Genomic DNA, 25582 nt, shown 5'->3' on the forward strand with positions numbered 1-25582 from the left:
TCGAGTCAATCACCCCGCTCCTGCGGGGAAGGCCGCTCGTCGCGAACGGGCGGCCCCCCGTGCGGGTGACCGCGGGTCGGGGACGACGAAGGCCCCGCCGGTGTCCCGACGGGGCCTTCGATCGTTCAGCTCACCTGGATCAGCTGTAGTTGCCCGGCTCGTAGCCGTCGCTCGAGAACGAGTCGAAGTCGACGAACGAGAGGTCGGCGTCGCTGAACGCGGCGTCGTCGGCGAAGATGCGGTTGGGGTACCGCTCGGCCTTCGCCTCCTCGGTCGCCTCGACCGACACGTTCCGGTACTTGGGCAGACCGGTTCCCGCCGGGATCAGCTTTCCGATGATCACGTTCTCCTTCAGGCCCATCAGCGGGTCGCGCTTGCCCTCCATGGCCGCCTGCGTGAGGACGCGGGTGGTCTCCTGGAAGGACGCGGCCGACAGCCACGACTCGGTCGCGAGCGAGGCCTTGGTGATGCCCATGACCTCCTGGCGGGCGGACGCGGTCCGCTTGCCCTCGGTCAGAGCCGCACGGTTGACCTCGCTGTAGCGCGAGCGGTCGACGAGCTCGCCCGGCAGCAGCTCCGTGTCGCCGTGGTCGACCACGGTGACCTTGCGGAGCATCTGACGCACGATGACCTCGATGTGCTTGTCGTGGATCGGCACACCCTGCGAGCGGTAGACGCCCTGGACGCCGCCTACCAGGTGCTTCTGGACCTCGCGGACGCCCAGCACGCGCAGGACCTCCTTGGGGTCGACCGTTCCGACGTGCAGCTGCTGCCCGAGCTCGACGTGCTGGCCGTCCTCGATGAGGAGCTGCGAGCGCTTGAGCACCGGGTAGATGACCGCCTCGTCGCCGTTGTCCGGCTGGAGGATGACGCGGCGGGCACGGTCGGTGTCCTCGATGGTGATCCGGCCGGCGGCCTCCGCGATCGGCGACGCGCCCTTGGGGGTGCGGGCCTCGAAGAGCTCCTGCACGCGGGGAAGACCCTGCGTGATGTCGTCGGCCGAGGCCGATCCACCGGTGTGGAAGGTGCGCATCGTGAGCTGCGTGCCGGGCTCGCCGATCGACTGGGCCGCGATGATGCCGACGGCCTCTCCGATGTCGACGAGCTTGCCGGTGGCGAGCGAGCGGCCGTAGCAGGCCGCGCAGACGCCGACGGCGGACTCGCAGGTCAGGACGGAGCGCACCTTGATGTGGCGCACGCCCGCTCCGACCAGCTTCTCGATGAGCACGTCGCCCACGTCCTCGCCGGCCTCGGCGACGAGCTCGCCGGCCTCGTTCGACGCCGGGGTGGCGAGCGAACGGGCGTAGACGGAGTTCTCGACGTTGGAGTCCTTGATCCAGGCGCCGGTGGCGTCCTGGAGCATGATCGGCAGGTCGAGGCCCTTCGAGGTGCCGCAGTCCTCCTCGCGGATGATGACGTCCTGCGAGACGTCGACGAGTCGTCGCGTCAGGTAGCCCGAGTCCGCGGTGCGGAGCGCGGTGTCGGCCAGGCCCTTGCGGGCACCGTGCGTGGCGATGAAGTACTCGGCGACCGACAGGCCCTCGCGGTACGAGGAGATGATCGGTCGGGCGATGATCTCGCCCTTCGGGTTGTTCACCAGGCCTCGCATGCCGGCGATGTTGCGCACCTGCAGCCAGTTGCCGCGGGCACCGGAGGTGACCATGCGGTTGATGGTGTTGTCCGTCGGGAAGTTCGCGCGCATGGCCTTGGCGACCTCGTCGGTCGCCTCGGTCCAGATCTTCACGAGCTCCTGGCGGCGCTCGGCCTGAGTGGTCAGACCCTTGTCGTACTCGGACTCGACCTTCGCGGCCTTCTTCTCGTAGCCCGCGATGATCTCGGGCTTCGACGGAGGCGTGAGGATGTCGGACAGCGCCACGGTGACACCCGAGCGGGTGGCCCAGTAGAAGCCGGCGTCCTTGATCCGGTCGAGGGAGGCGGCGACCTCCACCTTCGGGTAGCGCTCCGCGAGGTCGTTGACGATCCCGGAGATGGTCGTCTTGTCGGCGACCTGCTCGAAGTAGGGGTAGTCGACCGGCAGCGCCTCGTTGAAGAGGGCGCGGCCGAGCGTGGTCTCGAGGAGGACCGGCGCGGTGACCTTGCCGTTCTCGTCGATCTCGACGCCCTCGGGTGCCTGACCCTGCGCGAAGTACACGTCCGACATGCGGATCCTGACCTTCGAGTTCAGGTGCAGCGAGCCCTGGTCCTTCGCGAGGATCGCCTCCGAGACGGAGGAGAACGCGCGGCCCTCGCCGGCGGCGCCCTCGCGGATCGTCGTCAGGTGGTGGAGGCCGATGATCATGTCCTGCGTGGGCAGGGTGACCGGACGGCCGTCCGAGGGCTTGAGGATGTTGTTCGACGCGAGCATCAGGATGCGCGCCTCGGCCTGGGCCTCGACGGACAGCGGCAGGTGGACGGCCATCTGGTCGCCGTCGAAGTCCGCGTTGAACGCGGCGCAGACGAGCGGGTGCAGCTGGATCGCCTTGCCCTCGACCAGCTGGGGCTCGAAGGCCTGGATGCCGAGACGGTGCAGCGTGGGCGCACGGTTCAGCAGGACGGGGCGCTCGCGGATGATCTCCTCGAGCACGTCCCACACCTGCGGGCGCGAGCGCTCCACCATGCGCTTGGCGGCCTTGATGTTCTGCGCGTGCGACAGGTCGATCAGGCGCTTGATCACGAACGGCTTGAACAGCTCCAGCGCCATCTGCTTGGGCAGACCGCACTGGTGCAGCTTGAGCTGCGGGCCGACGATGATGACCGAGCGTCCCGAGTAGTCGACGCGCTTGCCCAGCAGGTTCTGGCGGAAGCGACCCTGCTTTCCCTTGAGCATGTCGCTCAGGGACTTGAGGGCGCGGTTGCCGGTTCCGGTGACGGGGCGGCCGCGGCGGCCGTTGTCGAAGAGGGCGTCGACCGCCTCCTGGAGCATGCGCTTCTCGTTGTTCACGATGATCTCGGGGGCACCGAGGTCGAGCAGGCGGCGGAGTCGGTTGTTGCGGTTGATCACGCGACGGTAGAGGTCGTTCAGGTCGCTGGTCGCGAACCGGCCTCCGTCGAGCTGCACCATCGGGCGCAGCTCCGGCGGGATGACCGGGACGACGTCGAGGACCATCGCGGCCGGCGAGTTGCCGGTGGCGAGGAACGAGTTGACGACGCGCAGGCGCTTGATGGCGCGGATCTTCTTCTGACCCTTGCCCTCGGCGATCTGCAGATGCAGCGTCTCGGCCTCGGCCTGGAGGTCGAACTGCTCGAGGCGCTTCTTGATCGCCTCGGCGCCCATGTAGGCCTCGAAGTAGACGCCGTACCGGTCGACGAGCTCGTTGAAGACCGCGTCCTCGGGCTTGAGGTCGCCGACCTTGAGGGTGCGGAACTGCTCCCACACGCTCTCGAGCCGCGCGATGTCCTCGTCGAAGGACTTGCGGATCTGGCCCATCTCCTTCTCGGCGCCGTCCTTGGTGCGGCGCTTCTGGTCGCTCTTGGCGCCCTCCGCCTCCAGGGCGGCGAGGTCGGTCTCCAGGCGCGCCAGGCGGTCCGCGATGCGGGAGTCGCGCTGGTCCGAGAGGGTCTTGATCTCGAGCCGGAGCTCGTTCTCGAGCCCGGGCATGTCGGCGTGACGGCCGTCGTCGTCCACGTCGATGATCATGTACGCCGCGAAGTAGATGACCTTCTCGAGGTCCTTCGGCGCCATGTCCAGCAGGTATCCGAGGCGCGAGGGGACGCCCTTGAAGTACCAGATGTGGGTGACGGGGGCGGCGAGCTCGATGTGGCCCATCCGCTCGCGGCGGACCGAGGACTTGGTGACCTCGACGCCGCAGCGCTCGCAGACGATGCCCTTGAAGCGGACTCGCTTGTACTTGCCGCAGGAGCACTCCCAGTCGCGAGAGGGTCCGAAGATCTGCTCGCCGAACAGGCCGTCCTTCTCGGGCTTCAGGGTGCGGTAGTTGATGGTCTCGGGCTTCTTCACTTCACCGTGCGACCAGCGACGGATGTCATCGGCCGTTGCGAGGCCGATGCGCAGCTCATCGAAAGTGGTTACGTCGAGCAATGTTTTCTCCTTGTCGGAAAACAGGGTGTCTCGTCAGAGACGGGAGGTCGTCAGATGCTGGCGCGGATCAGATGTCGTCGACGGAGGACGACTCGAACCGGGAGGAGATGTTGATGCCCAGCTCTTCCGCGGCGCGGTAGACCTCGTCATCGGTGTCGCGCAGGCTGACCGCGGTGCCGTCGGCCGAGAGGACCTCGACGTTCAGGCACAGGGACTGCATCTCCTTGATGAGGACCTTGAAGGACTCCGGGATGCCGGGCTCCTGGATGTTCTCGCCCTTGACGATGGCCTCGTACACCTTCACGCGGCCGAGGATGTCGTCCGACTTGATGGTGAGGAGCTCCTGGAGGGCGTAGGCGGCGCCATAGGCCTCGAGGGCCCACACCTCCATCTCGCCGAAGCGCTGTCCGCCGAACTGCGCCTTACCACCGAGCGGCTGCTGGGTGATCATCGAGTACGGGCCCGTCGAGCGCGCGTGGATCTTGTCGTCGACGAGGTGGTGCAGCTTCAGGATGTACATGTAGCCGACCGAGACCGGGTCCGGGAAGGGCTCCCCGGAGCGGCCGTCGAACAGCTGCGTCTTGCCGGACGAGCCGATCAGGCGCTCTCCGTCGCGCGTCGGGGTGGTGGAGTCGAGGAGCCCTGCGAGCTCCTCCTCCGCCGCGCCGTCGAAGACGGGGGTCGCGACCTTGGTGCCGGGCGCCGCCTCGCGGGCGTGCTCGGGCAGGCGCGCGGCCCACTCCGGCTGACCCTCGACCTTCCAGCCCTGCTTCGCGATCCACCCGAGGTGGATCTCGAGGACCTGGCCGAAGTTCATGCGGCCGGGGACGCCGAGCGGGTTGAGGACGATGTCGACCGGGGTGCCGTCGGCGAGGAACGGCATGTCCTCGACCGGCAGGATCTTCGAGATGACGCCCTTGTTGCCGTGGCGGCCGGCGAGCTTGTCGCCCTCGGTGATCTTGCGCTTCTGGGCGATGTAGACGACCACGCGCTGGTTGACGCCCGAGCCGAGCTCGTCGTCGCCGTCCTGCGCGTCGAACACCTTGACGCCGATGATCGTGCCCTGCTCGCCGTGGGGCACCTTCAGCGACGTGTCGCGGACCTCGCGGCTCTTCTCGTTGAAGATCGCGCGGAGCAGGCGCTCCTCGGCCGAGAGCTCGGTCTCGCCCTTGGGCGTGACCTTGCCGACGAGGATGTCGCCGGGGCGGACCTCGGCGCCGATGCGGATGATGCCGCGCTCGTCCAGGTCGGCCAGGAGCTCCGGGCTGACGTTGGGGAGGTCGCGGGTGATCTCCTCCTTGCCGAGCTTGGTGTCGCGGGCGTCGACCTCGTACTCCTCGATGTGGATCGAGGAGAGGACGTCGTCCTTCACCAGGTTCTGGCTGAGGATGATCGCGTCCTCGAAGTTGTGGCCCTCCCACGGCATGAACGCGACGAGCAGGTTCTTGCCCAGCGCGAGCTCGCCGTTCTCGGTGGCGGGGCCGTCGGCGACGACCTCGCCGACCTCGATGCGCTCGCCGGCCGAGACGACCACGCGGTTGTTGTACGAGGTGCCCTGGTTGGAGCGGTCGAACTTGCGGAGGAAGTAGGTCTGCGTGCCGCCCTCGTCCAGCTGGACGGTGACGGAGTCGGCGGAGACCTCCTGGACGACACCGGCCTTGTCGGCGGTGATGACGTCGCCGGCGTCGATGGCCGCGAAGCCCTCCATGCCGGTTCCGACGACGGGCGACTCGCTGCGCAGCAGCGGGACGGCCTGACGCTGCATGTTCGCGCCCATGAGCGCGCGGTTCGCGTCGTCGTGCTCGAGGAACGGGATCAGCGAGGTCGCGACCGAGACCATCTGGCGCGGCGAGACGTCCATGTAGTGGACGCGCTCGGCGTCGACGAGCTCGACCTCTCCGCCCTTGGGGCGGACCAGGACCTTGCCCTCCGCGAAGCGGAAGTCCTTCGTGAGGGGGGCGTTCGCCTGGGCGACCAGGTACTCGTCCTCCTCGGACGCGGTGAGGTAGTCGATCTGCGAGGTGACGGTGCCGTCGACGACCTTGCGGTACGGGGTCTCGATGAAGCCGAACGAGTTGATGCGCGCGAAGGACGCGAGCGACCCGATCAGGCCGATGTTCGGGCCTTCCGGGGTCTCGATCGGGCACATGCGGCCGTAGTGCGAGGGGTGGACGTCGCGGACCTCGACGCCGGCGCGCTCACGGGAGAGTCCGCCGGGGCCGAGCGCCGACAGGCGGCGCTTGTGGGTCAGACCCGCGAGCGGGTTGTTCTGGTCCATGAACTGCGACAGCTGGCTGGTCCCGAAGAACTCCTTGATCGCGGCGACGACGGGGCGCACGTTGATCAGGGTCTGCGGGGTGATCGCCTCGATGTCCTGCGTGGTCATGCGCTCGCGGACGACGCGCTCCATGCGGGACAGTCCGGTGCGGACCTGGTTCTGGATCAGCTCGCCGACCGCGCGGATGCGGCGGTTGCCGAAGTGGTCGATGTCGTCGACGTCGAGACGCAGCTCGACCGGCTCGCCGTCGCGCACGCCGGGGAGGGCGGTGCGGCCGTCGTGCAGGGCGACCAGGTACTTGATGGTCGCGATGATGTCCTCGACCGTGAGCACCGAGTCGGACAGCGCCTTGTCGATGCCGAGCTTGCGGTTGATCTTGTAGCGGCCGACCTTCGCGAGGTCGTAGCGCTTGGAGTTGAAGTAGAAGTTGTCCAGCAGCGCGCGGGCGGCCTCGGCGGCGACCTGCTCGCCCGGACGGAGCTTGCGGTAGATGTCGCGGAGGGCGTCCTCCTTGGTGAGGATGTTGTCCTTCTCGAGGGTCAGCTCGATCGACTCGTAGCCGGCGAACTGCTCGAGGATCTCCTCGCTCGTCAGGCCGAGGGCCTTGAGGAACACGGTGACCGACTGCTTGCGCTTGCGGTCGATGCGCACGCCGACCTGGTCGCGCTTGTCGATCTCGAACTCGAGCCAGGCGCCGCGGCTCGGGATGACGCGGGCGGAGTAGATGTCCTTGTCGGACGTCTTCTCCTGCTGGCGCTCGAAGTAGACGCCGGGGCTGCGCACGAGCTGGGACACGACGACACGCTCGGTGCCGTTGATGATGAACGTGCCCTTCTCGGTCATCAGCGGGAAGTCGCCCATGAAGACCGTCTGGGTCTTTATCTCACCCGTGAGGTGGTTCATGAACTCGGCCTCGACGTACAGCGGAGCGGCGTAGGTCTTGCCGCGCTCCTTGCACTCCTCGATCGTGTACTTCTCGGGCTCGAGGTACGGGTTCGTGAAGCTCAGCTGCATCGTCTCGCTGAGGTCCTCGATCGGGGAGATCTCCTCGAAGATCTCGTCGAGGCCGGAGTTGGCGGGGAGGTCCTCCCGGCCGGCGGCCTTCGCCTCGGCGACGCGGGTCTTCCACGCCTCCGAGCCGACGAGCCAGTCGAAGCTCTCGGTCTGCAGCGCGAGCAGATCCGGAACGGTCAGGGTGTCGCTGATCTTGGCGAACGAGAGACGCGAAGCTCCGCGTCCGTTCTTGGGTGAGGTGGTGGTCGCGGTGGACGCAGCAGCCAAGGAAGGAACCTCCGTAGACCCTCGCGGGTCTCAATCTGTGGGATGTGTGGAGTGGGCTCCCGCCGGACGGGCCGCCACCCCTGCCCGCACGCCGTGCGGACCGAGGCGACTCGGTCTTGGGGGCGGGGCTAGAGTGTGGCAACGGCATCCACCATCTGATGCCGGGTTCCGGTGACCTGCCGACCGCGATATGAGGGCATGGGTACTCGGGAGCGCAAAGTACGAATATAGCCGCATCGCGCCACGCCGCGCAAGTGCGGATGCTTGCGCCGCCCCGCGGGGTCCGGTATACGAGGCCGCGGCCTCCCGGATCGATCCGACCGGGCCGGGCGCGGAGCCCCGCCGTCCCGCCGCCGCGGCAGACTGGTCGGATGCAGGAACGCACCGGCCGCCGACGCGGAGACGACTCCGAGCACCCCCGCGCCGTGCTCGCCAGCGGGTACACCGCGCGGATCGAGCCCGACCGCCACTCGCCCGAGGCGGCGACCCTGGTCGTCGACGGCACTCCGCAGTCGCACGTCGACCTCGCGGATCCGACGCACCTCTCGTTCGAGTACGTCCGCCGGATCGGCCACGCGATCGACCTCGTCGCCTCCGAGGGCGAGAGCGTCACGGCGCTCCACCTGGGCGCCGGAGCGCTGACCCTCCCCCGCTACGTCGCCGCGACCCGGCCGGGCTCGCGCCAGCAGGTCGTCGAGATCGAGGGCGCTCTGGTCGAGCTGGTGCGCGAGGCGCTCCCGCTTCCCCGCGGGGCGCAGATCCGCATCCGCCAGGGCGACGCCCGCGAGGTGCTCGGCAAGCTGCCGCCCGGGCTGCGCGGCACGGTCGACGTGGTCGTCGTCGACATCTTCTCGGGCGCGCGCACTCCCGCGCATGTGACCAGCGCCGAGTTCTACGGGGCGATCGCGCCGCTGCTCGCCCCCGGCGGCCTGGTCGCGGTGAACGTGGCAGACGGCGGCGCGCTCGCCTTCGCCCGCGCCCAGGCCGCGACGCTCGCCTCCGTCTTCGCGCACACCGCGATCATGACCGACACCCAGATGCTCAAGGCCAAGCGCTTCGGGAACGTGGTGATGCTCGCCTCGGCCGATCCGCTGCCGCTCGACGGCCTGCCGCGGCGCCTCGCCTCCGACCCCGCGCCCTCCAAGCTGGTGCAGGGGCGGGAGCTCGAGAACTTCATCGCCGGCGCCCTCGTCGTCACGGACGAGACCGCCACCCCGTCGCCGCTGCCGGCGCGGAGCATCTTCCAGGTGCGACGGGGCTGACCCGGGCCGCGCGTCGGGGCGCCGTCCGGGGACCCGCCGGTACACTCGACGCCGGGGTCAGCGACCCCGACCGTCCTCTCGTCCGCCGCGCGCGACGATCCGGATCCGCACTCCACGAGGAAGCATCGCCCTGAGCATCATCATCCGCCACGACCCCGCGACCCTCCACGAGGAGATCGACGTCGACGCCGCCCAGGAGCGCCTGGAGGAGATCGGCGCGCTGCGCAGCCTCGCCGCGCTCACCGAGAAGGCGGAGCTGCTGCGCCTGCTCGGGCGCGTCGACGAGGCGTGGGACCTCGCGAACGAGGCCGTCCGCCGCACCCGCTTCTCCGGCGACCGCGCCGAGCTGCTCACCGCCCGCGTCCGCCGCGCCCGCCTCATGCAGCTGCGGGGCCGCACCGACGAGGCCCTCTCGGAGCTCGCGCTCTGCGTCGAGGAGGCCCGCACGCACGAGTGGCACCTCGAGCACTCCTTCGCGCTCAAGCACCGCGGCCTCACCTTCTTCGAGCTGGGCGAGTACGGCCGGGCGATGCGCGACTTCGACGCCGCGACCGCCCTCGGCGAACGCGTCGGGGTCCCCGAGGAGGAGCTCGAGGTCGCGCGCCTAGGCTACGCCGCCGCCTCCGAGTTCCAGGACGGGACCGACCGCGAAGCCCGCACCGACGGCACCGCCCGCGGCCGCCGCCGCGCCGACGGCGACGAGTCCTAGGCAGCGCCACCGGTGGCCGACCTCGAGGACGTGGCCCGCTGGGCCGACGCGCTGATCGAGGAGCACCTCGACCCCTCCTGGTCCTTCGCGCTCGACCACGCGCGCACCCGCGGCGGCGCCTGCCACTGGACGCGCCGCCGGATCACGGTCTCGCGCCACCTCGCCGCCCGCTGGAGCGACGAGGAGGTCCGGCAGACCCTCCTGCACGAGGTCGCGCACGCGCTCGCCGGGCCCGACGCCGGGCACGGACCGCCGTGGCGGCGGATCGCGGCACGGCTCGGCTACACGGGATCGCGCACCCACAGCAACCCGACCGCGGACGAGCTCGCGCCGTGGGTCGGCACCTGCCCGGGCGGACACCTCTTCTACCGCCATCGCCGGCCCACCCGGCCCCTGGCCTGCGGCCGCTGCGCGCGCCGGTTCGAGCCCGCGAACGCGATCCAGTGGCGGCGCCGACCGGTCCCGGCGCCGTGACCCCGGACGAGGCCTCTCACGGCGGCCGCACGCCGGTCACCGGGCAGTGGCTCCCCGAGGCCGACGGCCGGCGCTGGTGGTTCGACTCCGGAAGCCTCGCACTCGACTTCGCCACGACCGGAGCACTGCCTCCGGGAGCGGCCGAGCACCTCGACTCCGATGCCGCCCTGGCCGCCTGGCTCGCCGAGCGCTTCGAGGCGGTCGTCCCCGAGAGCCGGGACGCGCGCCTCGACGACGCGCTGATGCTCCGAGGCGCGATCGCCCGGCTGGCCGTCGCGGCCGAGGCGGGCACCGCGCCCGACCCGCGCGACGTCGACGTGGTCAACCTGGTCGCGGCGATGCCCGATATCCCGCCGGTGCTGAGCGGCGGATCGCGGCAGGCAGGACGGCTCCACGCGGCGGGCAGGCAGGCGCTCGCGTCCATCGCCCGGGAGGCCGTGGGGCTGCTGGGCCCGGCCGTGGCCGGACGGCTGAGGCGCTGCGCGGATCCAGAGTGCCGGATGCTCTACCTCGACACGTCCCGAGCCGGGTCGCGCCGCTGGTGCTCGATGCAGCGATGCGGGAACCGGTCGAAGGTCCGGGCGTACCGGGCGCGCGCCGCCGCCCCGCGCGGCTGACGCACCGCCGCGGCACCGGGAGCGGCACCGCGGCGGGACGGGTCAGTCGGAGACGCGGACCGAGCGGTCGAAGGCGACGTAGCCCGAGAAGTCCTTGCCGACGCGGTCGAACGCCGTCGGGTAGGGGTGCGGGTACGACCAGGCCTTGTCCTTCTGCAGGCCGTCGCCGGTCTGCACCGAGAAGTACTGGCACTCGCCCTTCCACGGGCAGGTGTAGGGCGTAGGGCTCTCGACGAGCACGCCCTCGGCGATGCTCGACGGCGGGAAGTACCAGTTGCCCTCGATCGAGATTAGGTCGGAGTCGGGGGCGTCGGCGAGGACGACGTCGTTGAGGACGGCTTTCATGCGGGCCAGCTTTCGGTCGGGGCGGGGACGGAGGGACCGCCTCCGCCGAACGCTACGCCGGGGGCGGGCGAGTGGTCGAGGCGGCGGCTCGGATCCGCAGGGGCTTGTGCGCTCCGCGGACGCCCTGCACCGCTCGGAGGCCGCGCCCGCCGGAGCGGCGGGTCAGCGGAGGACCGCCACCTCGTCGACGGTGTCGACCCGGGCAGCGGCCCGGACCTCGTCCGCCCGCCCCTCGGCGGCGAGCAGGCGGCCGGACTCGGACGCGGTGAGCAGATGCGCGCACGCCCGGCGCAGGCCCTCGTAGGACGCGCAGGCCACCGCGGCCTCGGGCGAGACGTGGTCGATGCCCAGCCCGATGAGCGCGTCGACGACGGCGCCGGCCGCCAGCTGGTCCTCCATCGCGAACCGCGCCGCTCCGCTGTCATCGATGTCGCCGAGGGCGATCACGTTGACGCTGGTGCGCCCGCCGTTCTCGTGCTGGCGCTCCAGGATCCAGCGGGCGACGGCCGAGCGGTCGGCCAGGCCCGCGCGGACGACGCGGCCCTCCACTCCCCCGAGGTCGGGGCTCTCGCCTCCGGGCAGAGCGTCGACGAGCACCGTGACGTGGGCGGGGGCGAGCACGCGGAGGGCGCGGGCCCCCCACTCGAAGCGGATCTGGTAGGTCGACTGGTCGACGGAGGCGGCGGGAGCGGTCACCCTGACACGGTAGCGAGCACCGGAGGCGCATACACGTCCGGGGCTCCGCGCGCACCCGGTTCCCGCGCCGGGGCGGGCGGAGGAGGATGTCCCTCGTGAAGGTGATGCTCAAGCACGTGCTCGACACCGACGCCGACTCCGCCTGGCGCGCCCTGCAGAGTCCGGCCGTGTTCCGGGAGGTGATGTCCCCGCTCCTGACCGCCGCGTCGCTGGACGAGGGCGGCTTCCGCCCGACCTGGGGGCTCGGCTCCCACGAGGTCGCGATGGACGCCCTCGGGATCGTGCCGATGGGCGCGCAGGAGATCGACCTCTCCTACCGCCGCGTCCCCTCGATGCCCGACGTGCGGATCCTGCGCGACAGCGGCGGTCCCCTCACCGGCTCCCTCCGACTGATCACCGCGTGGGACCACCGCATGGCCGTCGCCCCGCTCCCCGACGGGCGCACGCTCTTCCGCGACCGCCTCGAGTTCTCGGCGGGCCTCGCCTCGGCCGCGCTCTGGCCGTCGATGTGGGCGTTCTGGCAGTGGCGCGGCATCCGCATCCGCTCCCTCGCCCCGTCCTGGCGCCACGATGTCGGTGCCGACACCCGCCCGCGCGGGGAGTCCGCCGCATGAGCCCCGACGGTGTCGCCGAGGAGGAGACCGAGCTGTCGCGCTCGGAGCTCCTGCGCCTCCAGTGGCCCTCCGCCGACGAGGAGGAGCAGGACGACGACGGCGTCTCGCCCCGCCGCCGCCTCACGAACGCGGTCGAGGTGTCGGACTGGCGCCGCCACGTCCAGGCCCTCTACGCGGAGGTGCGCCGGCTCTCGAACGTGGACCTGCTCGCCGCGCACGCGTCCTGGATCCGCGGGCGCAACGCGCTCTTCGCGCAGCACCCCTCCACCCCCCTCCTCCCGGCCGACCGTGCGCACTTCCGCTCGCTGCCGATCGCGCCCTACGACGCGGCCTGGCGCTTCGAGCTCGAGGTGGCCCCCGCCGAGGAGGCGCGGCGGATGGACGTGGAGACCGGCACCGACGGCACCGTCCCCTTCGAGCTGATCGGCACGGTCGAGGTGCCGGACGCCGGCAGCCTCGACGTCTGGCGCCTCGCGTCCTACGGCGGAGGCCTGTTCCTGCCGGTCAAGGACGCCCTCGCGGGGACACCCGGCGGCACCTACGGCGGTGGCCGCTACCTCCTGGACACCGTGAAGGGCGCCGACCTCGGTCCGGGCTCCGCCCCGGGGACGCTGGTCCTCGACTTCAACTTCGCCTACAACCCCTCCTGCGCCTACGACCCGGCCTGGGCCTGCCCGCTCGCCCAGGCGGGCAACCGGCTGCCGGTCGAGGTGCCGGTCGGCGAGCGCTACCGGGGCTGACACCGACCCTGGACGTTCTCGGAGGGGCGGCCGATAGCCTCCGGGCGGCGCCGTCGTGCGCCGGAAAGCAGGAAAGCCGCATGCCCCGTCCCGTCCTCCTCGTCACCGGAACCTCCACCGGCATCGGCCGCGCCACCGCGATCGAGGCCGCGCGCGCGGGCTGGCGGGTGGTCGCCACCGTGCGGGATCCGGAGCGGGCGGAGGGCCTGCGCGCCGCCGCCGCCGAGGCACGCGTCGGGCTCGACCTGCGGGCGCTCGACGTGACCGACGCGGACTCCGTCGCGGGCTGCCTCCGCGCCGTGGAGGAGGAGCTCGGCGGTCTCGACGCCCTCGTGAACAACGCCGGAGCCGGCCACCTCGGCACCCTCGAGCTGGAGGATCCGGAGGAGCTGCGCCGCGTGATGGAGGTCAACTTCTTCGGCACCGTCGCGGTCACCCGCGCCGCGATGCCGATGCTGCGCTCGTCCCGCGGTCGCATCGTCACCGTCTCGAGCGTCGGCGGCGCGATCGGGCAGCCGTTCAACGAGGACTACTGCGCGGCGAAGTTCGCGGTCGAGGGGTTCTTCGAGGCGCTCGCCCCGGTCGCCGCCTCCGTCGGCGTCCACGTGTCGCTGATCGAGCCGGGAGCGGTCCGCAGCAGCTTCGTCGAGAACGTCGGCATCGACGCGGCGGCGATGCTCGCGCAAGCCGGCCCCTACTCGCCGGCGCTCGGCGCCTACCTCGACCGCGCCGCGTCGTCCTTCTCCTCGACCCACGCGCAGGACCCGTCCGACGTCGCCGCCGTCATCCTGAAGACCCTGCGCGACCCGGAGCCGGCCTTCCGCGTGCAGACCTCGGACTGGGCGGGCGACTTCGTCGGGACCAAGCTGAGCGACCGCGACGGCTCCCGCGTGCAGGCCGCGATGCGCGGATGGATCGGCATCCACTAGAGTGGGACGGTGCGAGCGCAGCGACTGCGCTCCCCCGCGTCGTAGAACGCCCCTTGTCCCCTAGGACTCTGACCGTCGAGGATCCGTCCCGACCATCTGGCGCACGTGCATGAGGCCCCCGGCCGCGCGCACCGAATCGTACGGCGAACGGATGTGACCACCGTCACCTTCGCCCGAACGCCGATCACCCGCGCCCCGGCCACCGCCCGCGCGTCCTCGATCGGCATGATGCCCCCGAAAGGCACCACTCCATGTCGAACACCCCCCTCTCCTTCAGCGCCCTCGGCGTGCCGGCCCCCCTCGTGGCCGCGCTCACAGCGAGCGGCATCACCGAGCCCTTCCCGATCCAGGTCGACACGCTGCCCGACACCCTCGGCGGACGCGACGTCCTCGGCCGCGGCAAGACCGGCTCCGGCAAGACCCTCGCCTTCTCCATCCCGATGATCGCCCGACTCGGCGGCTCGCTCGCCGGCGGACGCCGCCGCCCCGGCCGCCCGCTCGGACTCGTCCTCGCGCCGACCCGCGAGCTCGCCACGCAGATCACCGCCGCGATGCAGCCCCTCGCCGACGCGTACGGCATCGTCACCACCACGATCTTCGGAGGCGTCTCGCAGCAGCGCCAGGTCGCCGCGCTCAAGCAGGGCGTCGACATCGTCGTGGCCTGCCCGGGCCGCCTCGAGGACCTGATGAAGCAGGGCTTCGTGAACCTCGACGCCGTCGAGATCACCGTCCTCGACGAGGCCGACCACATGGCCGACCTCGGCTTCCTGCCGGTCGTCACGCGCATCCTCGACAAGACCCCCCGCGGCGGGCAGCGCCTGCTGTTCTCCGCGACGCTCGACAACGGCGTGGACAAGCTGGTCAAGAAGTACCTCCAGAACGAGGTGCTCCACTCGGTCGACGAGGCCAACTCGCCGGTCGCGCTGATGACCCACCACGTGTTCGAGGTCGACGGCCTCGACGCCAAGAACGCTCTCGTGAAGACGCTCGCGTCCGGCACCGGCCGCCGCATCCTCTTCATGCGCACCAAGCACCATGCGAAGAAGCTCGCCAAGCAGCTCACCGGCCAGGGCATCCCCGCGGTCGACCTGCACGGCAACCTCTCGCAGGTCGCCCGCGACCGGAACCTCGCCGCGTTCGGCGCCGGCACCGTCAAGGTCCTCGTCGCCACCGACGTCGCCGCCCGCGGTGTGCACGTCGACGACGTCGAGCTCGTCATCCACGTCGACCCGCCGATGGAGCACAAGGCGTACCTGCACCGCTCGGGCCGCACCGCCCGCGCCGGCAGCGAGGGAGACGTCGTCACCGTCGTCCTGCCCACGCAGCGCAGCGACGTGAAGACCCTCCTCCGCAAGGCCGCGATCCAGGTCGCGCCCCAGCAGGTGACGGCCGACTCGGCCGCCGTCGCGAAGCTCGTCGGCGACGTCGCTCCGTACGTCACCCCCAGCGCCGTCGTCGAGCCCGTCCGCGGCCAGTCGCAGGGCGGACGCTCGCAGGGCGCCAACGCGCAGCGCAAGCGCGCGGCCCGCACCGAGGGCACCGCCGCACCCCGCGGCGGACGCTCGACGGGTGCCGCGACCGGCGGAGGCGACCGCCCCCGCCGCGACCGCACCGCCGCCGAGGGACCCGCCCGCGGCGGCGCCCGCGGAGGCCGCAGCCGCTCGGCCGCCGGTGCCCCCTCGACCTCGGGCGGATCGCGCTCGTTCTACAGCACCGCGACCGGCGGAGCGGCCTCGGCCGCTCCCGCCCGCGAGTCCGCCGGCGGCGGCGCCCGCCGCGGCGGCCGGCGCGCGCAGGGCTGAGTCCGATTGTGCGCCGCGGAGCGGCGCACCGCGGTCGGCTTCAAGCACGGTCGCGACGCGCAGAGCGTGTCGCGACCGGCTAGGCCGATCCGCTCGCACGCGGATCGACCGTTCGCCTCGCGGGCAGCCGCGGAGCGGCGCACCGCGGTCGGCTTCAAGCACGGTTGCGACGCGCAGAGCGTGTCGCGACCGGCTAGGCCGATCCGCTCGCACGCGGATCGACCGTTCGCCTCGAGGGGAGCGGCTGGTCCGGGGGCTGGGCGATCGGTGATCGCACGTCAACGCTCGTCCTGATCAGGGCGCCGACATCACGAAGGGCCGGGGCCCGCGACTACTGGTCGCGGGCCCCGGCCCTTCGTCGTTCACGCTTCACCTCTTCGAGCGGAGTCCCGCGCAGGGAGCTCCGGAAGTCCTCACCGCGTCCTGATCAGGCGATTCCCTGCTGCGCCGTCGTCGGGCAGGGGCGCCGCCTCTCCTCGCCCGGTCACAGAGGTCCCGTGGACGCCGGTTCCACGAGCCGAACGGCCGGCTCGCGCGCGAGCGAATCGGTCCAGGCGGACGCCCGACGCTCCAGCCGGCCCGCCATCCTTGCAAGCCGACCGCGGCGCGCCGATATCGGTGCGCAGAAGGGAGCACCGCGGCCGATCCGCGCCGCTAGGACAGGCGGCCGACGGAAGCGAGCGCGGCGCGGATCAGCGCGCCCCGCCCGCCCTCCATCTCGGCGGAGATCGCGTCGGAGCAGGCCTCGTCGGGGGTCATCCAGGTGAGCTCGAGGGCGTCCTGGCGGGGGTCGCAGGTGCCGGTGACGGGCACGACGTAGGCGAGGGAGACCGCGTGCTGGCGGTCGTCGGTGAACGGTCCCATGCCGGGCATCGGGAAGTACTCGGCGACGTGGAAGGGGAGCGGGCTCGCCGGGAGGAGGGGGAAGGCCATGGGGCCGAGATCCTTCTCGAGGTGGCGGAACAGCGCGTCGCGCAACGTCTCGCCGTACATCACGCGGCCCGAGACGATCGTGCGGGTGATCTGGCCGGAGGGGGTCGCGCGCAGGAGCACGCCGACCTCGGTGACCTGCCCGAGCCCGTCGACCCGGACGGGCACGGCCTCCACGTACAGCAGCGGGAGCCGCCGGCGGATCTCGGCGAGTTCGTCGTCGGACAGCCACCCGGAGTTCGGGTCAGGGGTGCGCACGCTCATGCAGCCATTCTCACCCTTCGCGGCTGGTGTTCCGACCGGCGGCGGCGATCCCGCACTCAGGGGGATGATGGTGCGATGGGAATCGACGCGAACGCGGTGCTGTGGTCCTCCTCCGAGCGCGACCGCGTCGGCAGGCCCCTCCTGGTGCTGCTGCACGGCTACGGCTCGCACGAGGGGGACCTGTTCTCGCTCGGCGCCTACCTGCCGCTGGAGCCGGTCCTCGCGTCCCTCCGGGCGCCTCTCGCCCTGGGCGGCGGGGCGAACGCGTGGTGGCCCCTCCGTGTCCCGCTGGTGCCGGACGAGCCGCGGGCCGATCCCGAGGCCGTCGAAGTGGCGGCGGCGGGGGTGATCGAGTGGCTCGACGGTTTGGAGCACCCGGGCCCGGTGGGGCTGCTGGGCTTCTCCCAGGGCGCCGCGCTGGCGGTGCAGCTGCTGCGGCGCGCGCCGGGCCGCTTCGCCTTCGCGGTCGCCCTGTCCGGGTTCGTGGTCCCGCTCGCCGAGGGCGACGACGCTGACGAGCGGCTCGCCCGCGAGCGTCCGCCGGTGTTCTGGGGCCGCGGGACGCTCGACACGGTGATCCCGGAGGAGCTCGTGCGGGACGCGGCGGCCTGGTTCCCGGAGCACACGGCGCTCGACGCCCGGGTCTACGAGGGCGTCGCCCACGGAGTCGGGCAGGCCGAGCTCGCCGACATCGGCACGTTCGTGCGTCTCGGCTTCGCCTGACGGGCGGACTCCCCCGCGTCAAGGGCTCGCCCCCGGGCCGCGGCCCCGGCAATGTCGGAGGTGGCAGGGAGGATGGATTCATGCCGGACATCCTCGAGCGCTTCTCCCCCGCCACGCGCGCGTGGTTCGAGGGCGCGTTCCCGGCGCCGACCGCCGCCCAGGAGGGCGCCTGGTCGGCCATCTCGAGTGGAGCGCACGCCCTCGTGGTCGCTCCCACCGGCTCCGGCAAGACGCTCTCGGCCTTCCTCTGGGCGATCGACCGGCTCGTGCAGGGCCCGCCGCCGGAGGATCCGCAGCACCGCACGCGCGTGCTCTACGTCTCGCCGCTGAAGGCTCTCGGCGTCGACGTCGAGCGCAACCTCCGCTCGCCGCTCGTCGGCGTCACCCAGACGGCGCTGCGGCTGAGCGCCGAGGGCATCGGCAGCGCGCCGGCCACGGTCACCGTCGGGGTGCGGTCGGGAGACACGCCCGCCGCCGAGCGGCGCGTGCTGCAGAAGACGCCGCCGGACATCCTGATCACGACCCCCGAGTCGCTCTACCTCATGCTCACCTCGGCGGCGCGCGAGTCGCTCCGCGGCGTCGAGACGGTCATCGTCGACGAGGTCCACGCGGTCGCGTCGACCAAGCGCGGGGCGCACCTCGCCGTCTCCCTCGAGCGGCTCGACGCCCTGCTCCCGAAGCCGGTGCAGCGCATCGGCCTCTCGGCGACGGTGCGTCCGCGCGAGGAGGTGGCCCGGTTCCTCGCCGGCCGCTCCCCGGTCGCGATCGTGGCTCCGGCGTCCGAGAAGCAGTGGGACCTCAGCGTCGTCGTCCCGGTCGAGGACATGTCCGAGCTGGGGACGGCGGCTCCGCAGGACGGATCGACGATGGGGGCCACCGGTCCGCAGAGCGGGTCGATCTGGCCGCACGTCGAGGAGTCGATCGTCGACCGGGTCCTCGCGCACACCTCCTCCATCGTCTTCGCGAACTCCCGCCGCCTCGCCGAGCGGCTGACCGCCCGGCTCAACGAGATCTACGCCGAGCGCCGCGAGCTCGCCGCGGAGCGGGCGCGCGAGGCGGGCGAGCCCGTCGCCGTCGGGGCCCTGCTCGCCGAGGCGGCCTCCTCCTCCGTCCGCCGCTCCCCGGCCGAGGCGATGGGAGCGGCCGGGGGCACGAGCGGCAGCGGGCAGTCCGCGCCCGACGAGGAGCCGCTGCTCGCCCGCGCCCACCACGGCTCGGTGAGCAAGGAGCAGCGCGCGATCATCGAGGACGACCTGAAGTCCGGCCGCCTGCGCTGCGTGGTCGCGACCTCGAGCCTCGAGCTGGGGATCGACATGGGCGCGGTCGACCTCGTCGTCCAGGTCGAGACGCCGCCCTCTGTCGCGAGCGCCCTGCAGCGCGTGGGTCGAGCCGGCCACCAGGTCGGCGAGGTCTCGCGCGGGTCCTTCTACCCCAAGCACCGGGCCGACCTTCTCCACTCCGCCGTGACGACGGAGCGGATGCGCTCGGGCCTGATCGAGGCGATCGCCGTCCCCGCGAACCCGCTCGACATCCTCGCGCAGCAGACCGTCGCCGCGACCGCCCTCGAGAGCCTCGACGTGGACGACTGGTTCGACACCGTCCGCCGCAGCGCCCCCTTCGTGTCCCTGCCCCGCTCCGCCTACGAGGCGACCCTCGACCTCCTCTCGGGCCGCTACCCCTCCGACCAGTTCGCGGAGCTGCGGCCGCGGCTCGTCTGGGACCGCGACGCGAACACGCTCACCGGCCGGCCCGGCGCCCAGCGCCTCGCCGTCACCAGCGGCGGCACCATCCCCGACCGCGGGCTCTTCGGCGTGTTCATGGTCGGCGAGCCGGGCTCGACCGGCAACCGCGTCGGAGAGCTCGACGAGGAGATGGTCTACGAGTCCCGCGTCGGCGACGTCTTCGCGCTCGGAGCCACCAGCTGGCGCATCCAGGAGATCACCTACGACCGCGTGATCGTGACGCCGGCGTTCGGCGAGCCAGGGCGCCTCCCGTTCTGGAAGGGCGACTCGCAGGGGCGCCCCGCCGAGCTCGGCGAGGCGATCGGGGCGTTCACCCGCGAGGTGGGCGCCGCCGCCCCCGAGACGGCCCGCGAGCGCTGCACGGCGGCCGGGCTCGACGAGTACGCGACCAACAACCTCCTCTCCTTCCTCGACGAGCAGCGCCTGGCCACAGGGCAGATCCCGGACGACCGCACCCTCGTGCTCGAGCGCTTCCGCGACGAGCTGGGCGACTGGCGGCTGGTGCTGCACTCCCCGTACGGGATGCAGGTGCACTCGCCATGGGCGCTCGCCATCGGCGCTCGCGTCCGCGAGCGGCACGGCGTCGACGGAGCGGCCATGGCCGGGGACGACGGCATCGTCGTGCGGATCCCCGACACGGAGTCGGAGCCGCCGGGCTCCGAGCTGTTCCTGTTCGAGCGCGAGGAGCTGGAGCAGCTGGTCACGAGCGAGGTCGGCGGCTCCGCCCTCTTCGCCGCCCGGTTCCGCGAGTGCGCGGCGCGGGCGCTCCTGCTCCCGAGGTACAACCCGGGCAAGCGCTCCCCGCTCTGGCAGCAGCGGCAGCGGGCGGCGCAGCTGCTCGACGTCGCCCGCACCTACCCGACCTTCCCGATCATCCTCGAGACCGTCCGCGAGTGCCTCCAGGACGTCTACGACCTGCCCGCGCTGCTCCGGCTCGCCGCGCGGCTGGACGGGCGCGAGCTGCGGATCCTCGAGGTCGAGACGCCGACCGCCAGTCCGTTCGCGCGGTCCATGCTCTTCGGCTACGTCGCCGCCTTCATGTACGAGGGCGACAGCCCGCTCGCCGAGCGCCGTGCCGCGGCGCTCTCGGTCGACGCGACGCTCCTCGGCGAGCTGCTCGGCCGGGCGGAGCTGCGCGAGCTGCTCGACCCGGCCGTCCTCGCGCAGATCGAGCGCGAGCTGCAGCGCGTCGAGCCCGAGCGCCGCCTCCGCGGGCTCGAGGGCGCCGCCGACCTGCTCCGGCTGCTCGGCCCGCTGACGCTCGACGAGCTCGGGGAGCGCCTGGTCGACGAATCGGTCGCCTCGGCGGACGTCGCGAAGGCGCCCGCGATCGAGCGCGCGGTGCTCGAGGCCGACGTGGCCGCGCTCGTGAAGGCCAAGCGCGTCCTGCCCGTGGGCCTCGGCGGTGAGCAGCGGTACGCCGCGATGGAGGACGCCTCCCGGCTCCGCGACGCTCTCGGCGTGCCCCTGCCGATCGGCGTCCCCGTCGCCTTCATCGACCCGGTCCGCGATCCGCTCGGCGACCTCGTCGCCCGCTACGCGCGCACCCACGGCCCCTTCACCGCCGCCGCCGTCGCCACCCGCCTGGGCCTCGGAGTCGCGGTCGTCACCGACACCCTGCGCCGCCTCGCGGGCGAGCGCCGCGTCTCGGAGGGCGAGTTCCGCCCCACCGGCACCGGGACCGAGTGGTGCGATGCCGAGGTGCTGCGCCGCCTGCGCAGCCGCTCTCTCGCCGCACTCCGCAAGGAGGTGGAGCCGGTGGACGCGGCCGCGTACGCCCGCTTCCTCCCCGCCTGGCAGCACGTCGGCGGCTCGCTCCGCGGCATCGACGGCGTGGCCTCCGTGATCGACCAGCTGGCCGGCGCGCCCATCCCCGCGTCCGCCTGGGAGTCGCTGATCCTGCCCGCCCGGGTGCGCGACTACTCCCCCGCGATGCTCGACGAGCTCACCGCGACCGGCGAGGTCCTCTGGGCCGGCGCGGGCACCCTGCCCGGCAACGACGGCTGGGTGAGCCTCCATCTCGCCGACACGGCAGGGCTGACCCTCCCCGTCCCCGCCGCCGAGTCCGTGACCCTGACCGAGCTCCAGCAGGAGATCGTCGGCGTGCTCGGCTCGGGCGGCGGCTACTTCTTCCGCCAGCTCTCCGACGCGGTCGGCTCCACCGACGACGCGGGCCTCGTCGAGGCCCTGTGGGAGCTGGTCTGGGCCGGGCTCGTCACGAACGACACCCTGGCGCCGCTGCGCACCCTCGTCGGCTCGACCGGCGGCGCCCACCGCCAGCCGCGCGCCCCCGCCCGCGCCCGCGCGCCCCGGGGCCGGATGACCGCCCGCCCCACGATGGCCACCCGCGTGGGGCCGCCGACCGCCGGCGGCCGCTGGTCGATCGTGCCGCTCGCGGAGTCGGACGCGACGATCCGCGGGCACGCGCTCGGCGAGACGCTGCTCGAGCGGTACGGGATCGTCACCCGCGGCTCCGTGCAGGCCGAGGGCGTCCTGGGCGGCTTCGCCCTCGCCTACAAGGTGCTGAGCGGCTTCGAGCAGCAGGGCCGCGCCCGGAGGGGCTACTTCATCGAGAAGCTGGGAGCAGCACAGTTCGGCACCGCCGGCAGCGTCGACCGGCTCCGCACGTTCGCCCCGCAGGACGAGGCGCAGGAGCGCTCACGACCGGTGCTCGCGCTGGCGGCGACCGACCCCGCCAATCCGTTCGGCGCCGCTCTGCCGTGGCCGCAGGGCGAGGGGCACCGCCCCGGTCGGAAGGCCGGCGCGCTGGTCGCCGTCGTCGACGGAGCGCTCGCGGTCTACCTCGAGCGCGGCGGCAAGACCGCCCTCACCTTCACCGCCGACGAGGCGGCCCTCGCCGACGCGGCCGGCGCCCTCTCGCAGCTCGTCCGCTCCCGCGGGGTCGAGAAGCTGACCGTCGAGAAGATCGACGGCGTCTTCGCGCTCGGCACGCCCTTCGGCGACGCCCTCGTCGCCGCCGGCTTCGTCGCGAATCCGCGCGGCCTGAGGATGCGCTCGTGAGCGCCGGAGGGAGCCCGCGTGCCCGAGGGTGACACCGTCTACCGATCCGCCCACAACCTCGCCGAGGCGCTGGACGGCGAGGTCCTGACCCGGTGCGACGTCCGCGTGCCGAAGTACGCGACGGTCGACCTCACCGGCGAGACGATCGACGAGGTCGTCCCCCGCGGCAAGCACCTGCTGATGCGGGTCGGCGACGCGCTGATCCACTCCCACCTCAAGATGGAGGGGAGCTGGCACCTCTACGCCCGCGGCGAGGGCGAGCGGCCGAAGTGGCACCGGCCGGCGTTCCAGGCCCGGATCGTCCTCGAGACCGAGGACTGGCAGGCGGTCGGCTTCGAGCTCGGGCTCCTCGAGATCGTCCCGCGCTCGGCCGAGGAGGACGTGGTCGGCTATCTCGGCCCCGATCTGCTCGGCGCCGACTGGGACGCGGACGAGGCGCTGCGACGCCTGTCCGCCGATCCGGGGCGGCCGATCGGGCTCGTGCTGCTCGACCAGCGGATCATGGCCGGACTCGGCAACGTTTACCGCGCCGAGCTGTGCTTCCTGCGCGGCGTGCTGCCCACGCGCCCGGTCGGCGGGAGCGGCGACCTCGTGCGCACCATCGCGCTCGCGAAGCGGCTCATCACCGTGAACCGCGAGCGGATCGAGCGCACGACGACCGGCAACCTGCGCCCGGGCCAGCAGCTCTGGGTCTACGGCCGCGACCGCAAGCCGTGCCGGCGCTGCGGCACTCCGATCGAGCGCGGTGAGCTCGGCGACGACGAGCTGCAGCTGCGGGTCACCTACTGGTGCCCGCACTGCCAGAGCTGAGGGGCTACTCCTCGACCGCGGAGCGGCGCCCGGGGACGTGCTTCTCGTGCACGCCGACGTCCGTCAGGCGCTCGATGCGGTCGACGTGGCGGCCTGGCTCGCCGCCGTCCGCGACGATCCAGCTGCCGACGAGGAGGAACCCGTCGCGGCCGCCGGCCGTCAGCGGACCCGTGATCGTGAACGACCCGAGCGCCGGAGTCGAGAACGCCACGCGCACCGGGTCCCCGTGCTCGAGCCCCTCGGCCGAGCGCTCCCCGCCGACCTCGTCGGCGTCCGGAGCCAGGGCGATGCTCTGGATCTCGGTCCCCGTGCCGAGGAAGACGTCCGCGACGACGAGCTCGCCGCCGACGGCCTGGCGGACGACCCCCTCGATCCCGTAGAGGCCGTAGCGCGGGGAGCGGACGAGGACGCGCACCGAGTCGCCGATCGCGACCTCGGCGAGAGCACCCCGGATCGAGGCGACGTCCCTCCGCGCGGGAGGGGCGGACAGGGCGTCGAGGATCGGGCTGGGCATCCGATCAGGGTAGCCGCTCCGGGAGCGCACCCGCCCGGCGGATCGGCGGCGGATCCCGGCCGGCTGAGGCGCCGGGTCGCATCGGCCGCCGACGCCGCGCGCGAGCGGCGGAGTACCGGCCGGAAGGCTCCGGCACCGCGAGACCCCGGCACTGCGGCGACACCGGCACCGCCGGGAGACGCCGGTACTGCGGCAGGCACAGGCACCGCCGGGAACGACGAAGGCCCCGCCTGAGCGGGGCCTTCGGACGATGCGGAGTCGGTGGGATTTGAACCCACGGAACCCAATAAAGGGTTCTCCACCTTAGCAGGGTGGTGCACTCGACCGGACTATGCGACGACTCCCGAGCGCCCGCTGGCGGACGCACGACGACCATCATAACCGCACCCGCGAGGGCCTCGCGACACGGGCGCCCGCCCCTCCGCGGGAAGGCGGGAAGCCGCCTACTGGTCCGACAGGGGCCGGCCGATCGTGCAGGTCTCCTGCTGCGCGGTCTGCCCGGAGACGTCGCTCGGGAGGGTGACCGGCCCGTCGGGTGCGCTCGTCGCGGGGGCGTCGGTCGCGGGGGCGTCGGTGGCCGGCGACTCCGTGGCCGCCGGAGCGCCGGTCGCCCCGGGCTCCTCCCCCGTCGACTGCGAGCCGCCGCCGGTGGTGCCGCTCAGCGCGATCGGCTGGTCGGCGAGGAGCGCCGCGTTCAGCGCCGCCGCCGCGTCCTCGCTGGGGTACACGCCGTTGCCGTCGATGAAGGTCGGGTACTGCGCGAAGACCACGTTCGCGAGGTCGACGTCCTTCACCGCGAGGCCGATCGACACGAGGGTGTTCACGTTCTCGAGCGAGGTGGAGAGCTGCATGTTCGAGACGGCCGCCTTCGCGAGGCCGTAGAGGTTCACCGGGTTCGAGAGCGTCGACGCGCTCTTCACCTTGCGCACCAGCGATGAGAGGTACACCTGCTGGCTCGAGATGCGGGTGAGGTCGCTGCCGTCGCCGACGCCGTGCCGGGTGCGGAGGAACGCCAGCGCCTCGGCGCCGACGAGCGTGTGCGTGCCCGCGTCGAGGTTCAGCCCCGTGTACTCGTCCTGGATCGGGGTGGCGACGCAGACGTCCACTCCGCCGACCGCGTTCGACATCTCGATGACGCCCTCGAACTGGATGAGCGCCGCGTAGGGGATCTCGAGCCCGGTCAGCTGCTCGACCGTCTGCACGGTGCACGCCAGCCCGCCGGCCTCGAGCGAGGTGTTGATCTTCGCCGAGTCCACCGCGTCCGAGACGGCGCCGGTGGCCGGGTCGGTGCAGGAGGGGATCGGGACGTAGAGGTCGCGGGGGAAGCTGACGACCTCCACGGTCGAGTGGTCGGCCGAGATGTGCATGAGCATCGTGACGTCGTTGAGGTTCTCGGCACGCTCGCCGTAGGCCCCGGCGGCCGATCCGTCGGCGCTGTCGCTGCCGGCGAGCAGGATGTTGACGCCGCCCTCGATCGCCCCGATCTCGGGCACGTCGCCTCCGCCCGAGTCGATCCCTAGGTCGACGGACGGACGCGCGCTCCCGGCGATCAGCGAGGCGGCGATCGCCACGATGCAGACCGCGCTGAGCACGCCGACGCCCACGCAGGCTGCGAGGATCCGCGCGGCGAAGCGCACGCCGCTCGGGCGGCGCAGGCGGCCGTGCCGTGCTGCTGTGGTCCGGGTGGACGCGCGTTCGCTCATCGGGTCGTACTCTCTCTCGGCTGCGGGACGCGTGTCGTCCCGGAGTCAGCGCGCGAGGTGGAGAGCACCCGTGGTGCCGCCCGCCCTCG

The 25582-nt window shown here is 72.5% G+C and carries 18 protein-coding genes and 1 tRNA gene; 11 read left to right on the plus strand and 8 right to left on the minus strand.

The window, feature by feature from the left end; genetic code table 11:
- Positions 1 to 139 precede the first annotated feature (139 nt).
- Both C5C63_RS10780 and rpoB read right to left on the minus strand, forming a co-directional pair.
- Positions 140 to 4039 (minus strand): DNA-directed RNA polymerase subunit beta', encoded by a 3900-nt coding sequence (locus C5C63_RS10780; protein ID WP_104224580.1) that lies wholly within the window; start codon positions 4037 to 4039, stop codon positions 140 to 142.
- A gap of 67 nt (positions 4040 to 4106) precedes the next feature.
- Positions 4107 to 7598 carry a DNA-directed RNA polymerase subunit beta gene (gene rpoB / locus C5C63_RS10785; protein ID WP_104224581.1) on the minus strand — a complete coding sequence of 1164 codons (3492 nt, stop codon included), beginning with the start codon at positions 7596 to 7598 and terminating at the stop codon, positions 4107 to 4109.
- 371 nt (positions 7599 to 7969) lie between these two features.
- Between rpoB and C5C63_RS10790 the strand changes: the two genes are divergently transcribed.
- From C5C63_RS10790 to C5C63_RS10805, 4 genes are all read left to right on the plus strand, one after another.
- The gene (locus tag C5C63_RS10790; protein WP_104326031.1) at positions 7970 to 8860 is read left to right on the plus strand and encodes a spermidine synthase; all 891 of its coding nucleotides are present in this window, start codon (positions 7970 to 7972) and stop codon (positions 8858 to 8860) included.
- Positions 8861 to 9239: 379 nt separating this feature from the next.
- Positions 9240 to 9569 carry a hypothetical protein gene (locus C5C63_RS17050; RefSeq protein ID WP_181027192.1) on the plus strand — a complete coding sequence of 110 codons (330 nt, stop codon included), beginning with the start codon at positions 9240 to 9242 and terminating at the stop codon, positions 9567 to 9569.
- A gap of 12 nt (positions 9570 to 9581) precedes the next feature.
- Positions 9582 to 10043 carry a SprT-like domain-containing protein gene (locus C5C63_RS10800; RefSeq protein ID WP_104233929.1) on the plus strand — a complete coding sequence of 154 codons (462 nt, stop codon included), beginning with the start codon at positions 9582 to 9584 and terminating at the stop codon, positions 10041 to 10043.
- On the plus strand, positions 10040 to 10660 hold the full coding sequence (locus tag C5C63_RS10805; protein WP_104326052.1) for a CGNR zinc finger domain-containing protein: 621 nt from the start codon (positions 10040 to 10042) through the stop codon (positions 10658 to 10660). The genes C5C63_RS10800 and C5C63_RS10805 overlap by 4 nt, the downstream gene beginning before the upstream one ends.
- Before the next feature lie 42 nt (positions 10661 to 10702).
- On the opposite strand, the gene C5C63_RS10810 is transcribed toward C5C63_RS10805, so the two are convergent.
- The gene (locus tag C5C63_RS10810; RefSeq protein WP_104224584.1) at positions 10703 to 11005 is read right to left on the minus strand and encodes a DUF427 domain-containing protein; all 303 of its coding nucleotides are present in this window, start codon (positions 11003 to 11005) and stop codon (positions 10703 to 10705) included.
- Positions 11006 to 11167: 162 nt separating this feature from the next.
- A complete protein-coding gene (locus tag C5C63_RS10815) occupies positions 11168 to 11701 on the minus strand; it encodes a 2-phosphosulfolactate phosphatase (RefSeq protein WP_104292493.1) in 534 nt (177 codons plus the stop codon).
- An 86-nt stretch (positions 11702 to 11787) separates the two neighbouring features.
- Here C5C63_RS10815 and C5C63_RS10820 point away from each other — a divergent pair, with 86 nt between their 5' ends.
- From C5C63_RS10820 to C5C63_RS10835, 4 genes are all read left to right on the plus strand, one after another.
- Positions 11788 to 12315 carry a hypothetical protein gene (locus tag C5C63_RS10820; protein WP_104238079.1) on the plus strand — a complete coding sequence of 176 codons (528 nt, stop codon included), beginning with the start codon at positions 11788 to 11790 and terminating at the stop codon, positions 12313 to 12315.
- Positions 12312 to 13055, plus strand: coding sequence for a DUF1684 domain-containing protein (locus C5C63_RS10825; RefSeq protein ID WP_104233931.1), 744 nt, complete (start codon positions 12312 to 12314; stop codon positions 13053 to 13055). Before C5C63_RS10820 ends, C5C63_RS10825 begins: the two co-directional genes overlap by 4 nt.
- Before the next feature lie 80 nt (positions 13056 to 13135).
- On the plus strand, positions 13136 to 13984 hold the full coding sequence (locus C5C63_RS10830) for an SDR family oxidoreductase (protein WP_104326032.1): 849 nt from the start codon (positions 13136 to 13138) through the stop codon (positions 13982 to 13984).
- Positions 13985 to 14235: 251 nt separating this feature from the next.
- Positions 14236 to 15786 (plus strand): DEAD/DEAH box helicase, encoded by a 1551-nt coding sequence (locus tag C5C63_RS10835; protein WP_104225114.1) that lies wholly within the window; start codon positions 14236 to 14238, stop codon positions 15784 to 15786.
- A 654-nt stretch (positions 15787 to 16440) separates the two neighbouring features.
- Here the strand turns inward: C5C63_RS10835 and C5C63_RS10840 are convergent.
- The gene (locus C5C63_RS10840; RefSeq protein WP_104225113.1) at positions 16441 to 16980 is read right to left on the minus strand and encodes an NUDIX hydrolase family protein; all 540 of its coding nucleotides are present in this window, start codon (positions 16978 to 16980) and stop codon (positions 16441 to 16443) included.
- A 75-nt stretch (positions 16981 to 17055) separates the two neighbouring features.
- Between C5C63_RS10840 and C5C63_RS10845 the strand changes: the two genes are divergently transcribed.
- From C5C63_RS10845 to C5C63_RS10855, 3 genes are all read left to right on the plus strand, one after another.
- Positions 17056 to 17703 (plus strand): alpha/beta hydrolase, encoded by a 648-nt coding sequence (locus C5C63_RS10845; protein WP_104326033.1) that lies wholly within the window; start codon positions 17056 to 17058, stop codon positions 17701 to 17703.
- 80 nt (positions 17704 to 17783) lie between these two features.
- Entirely contained in the window at positions 17784 to 22466 is a 4683-nt protein-coding gene (locus C5C63_RS10850; protein ID WP_104326034.1) for an ATP-dependent helicase, read from the plus strand.
- A gap of 18 nt (positions 22467 to 22484) precedes the next feature.
- Complete coding sequence (locus C5C63_RS10855; RefSeq protein WP_104326035.1) at positions 22485 to 23276, plus strand: DNA-formamidopyrimidine glycosylase family protein; 792 nt, start codon at positions 22485 to 22487, stop codon at positions 23274 to 23276.
- Positions 23277 to 23280: 4 nt separating this feature from the next.
- Here C5C63_RS10855 and C5C63_RS10860 read toward each other — a convergent pair whose 3' ends face one another.
- The 3 genes from C5C63_RS10860 to C5C63_RS10870 all read right to left on the minus strand — a co-directional run bounded on the left by C5C63_RS10860 (position 23281) and on the right by C5C63_RS10870 (position 25493).
- On the minus strand, positions 23281 to 23790 hold the full coding sequence (locus C5C63_RS10860; RefSeq protein ID WP_104233937.1) for a hypothetical protein: 510 nt from the start codon (positions 23788 to 23790) through the stop codon (positions 23281 to 23283).
- 253 nt (positions 23791 to 24043) lie between these two features.
- Positions 24044 to 24134, minus strand: a tRNA-Ser gene (locus tag C5C63_RS10865).
- A gap of 99 nt (positions 24135 to 24233) precedes the next feature.
- A complete protein-coding gene (locus C5C63_RS10870) occupies positions 24234 to 25493 on the minus strand; it encodes an LCP family protein (RefSeq protein WP_104326036.1) in 1260 nt (419 codons plus the stop codon).
- Positions 25494 to 25582 lie beyond the last annotated feature (89 nt).

It is taken from the genome of Rathayibacter sp. AY1B8 (assembly GCF_002932775.1).
Classification (GTDB): Bacteria; Actinomycetota; Actinomycetes; order Actinomycetales; family Microbacteriaceae; genus Rathayibacter.

Excerpts from the sequence above, each read along its gene's own strand:
- C5C63_RS10790 (WP_104326031.1), top strand. The coding sequence starts at position 7,970 with ATGCAGGAACGCACCGGCCGCCGACGCGGAGACGACTCCGAGCACCCC.
- C5C63_RS17050 (WP_181027192.1), top strand. The coding sequence starts at position 9,240 with ATGCAGCTGCGGGGCCGCACCGACGAGGCCCTCTCGGAGCTCGCGCTC.
- C5C63_RS10810 (WP_104224584.1), bottom strand. The coding sequence starts at position 11,005 with ATGAAAGCCGTCCTCAACGACGTCGTCCTCGCCGACGCCCCCGACTCC.
- C5C63_RS10820 (WP_104238079.1), top strand. The coding sequence starts at position 11,788 with ATGTCCCTCGTGAAGGTGATGCTCAAGCACGTGCTCGACACCGACGCC.
- C5C63_RS10825 (WP_104233931.1), top strand. The coding sequence starts at position 12,312 with ATGAGCCCCGACGGTGTCGCCGAGGAGGAGACCGAGCTGTCGCGCTCG.
- C5C63_RS10830 (WP_104326032.1), top strand. The coding sequence starts at position 13,136 with ATGCCCCGTCCCGTCCTCCTCGTCACCGGAACCTCCACCGGCATCGGC.
- C5C63_RS10835 (WP_104225114.1), top strand. The coding sequence starts at position 14,236 with ATGTCGAACACCCCCCTCTCCTTCAGCGCCCTCGGCGTGCCGGCCCCC.
- C5C63_RS10840 (WP_104225113.1), bottom strand. The coding sequence starts at position 16,980 with ATGAGCGTGCGCACCCCTGACCCGAACTCCGGGTGGCTGTCCGACGAC.
- C5C63_RS10845 (WP_104326033.1), top strand. The coding sequence starts at position 17,056 with ATGGGAATCGACGCGAACGCGGTGCTGTGGTCCTCCTCCGAGCGCGAC.
- C5C63_RS10850 (WP_104326034.1), top strand. The coding sequence starts at position 17,784 with ATGCCGGACATCCTCGAGCGCTTCTCCCCCGCCACGCGCGCGTGGTTC.
- C5C63_RS10860 (WP_104233937.1), bottom strand. The coding sequence starts at position 23,790 with ATGCCCAGCCCGATCCTCGACGCCCTGTCCGCCCCTCCCGCGCGGAGG.
- C5C63_RS10870 (WP_104326036.1), bottom strand. The coding sequence starts at position 25,493 with ATGAGCGAACGCGCGTCCACCCGGACCACAGCAGCACGGCACGGCCGC.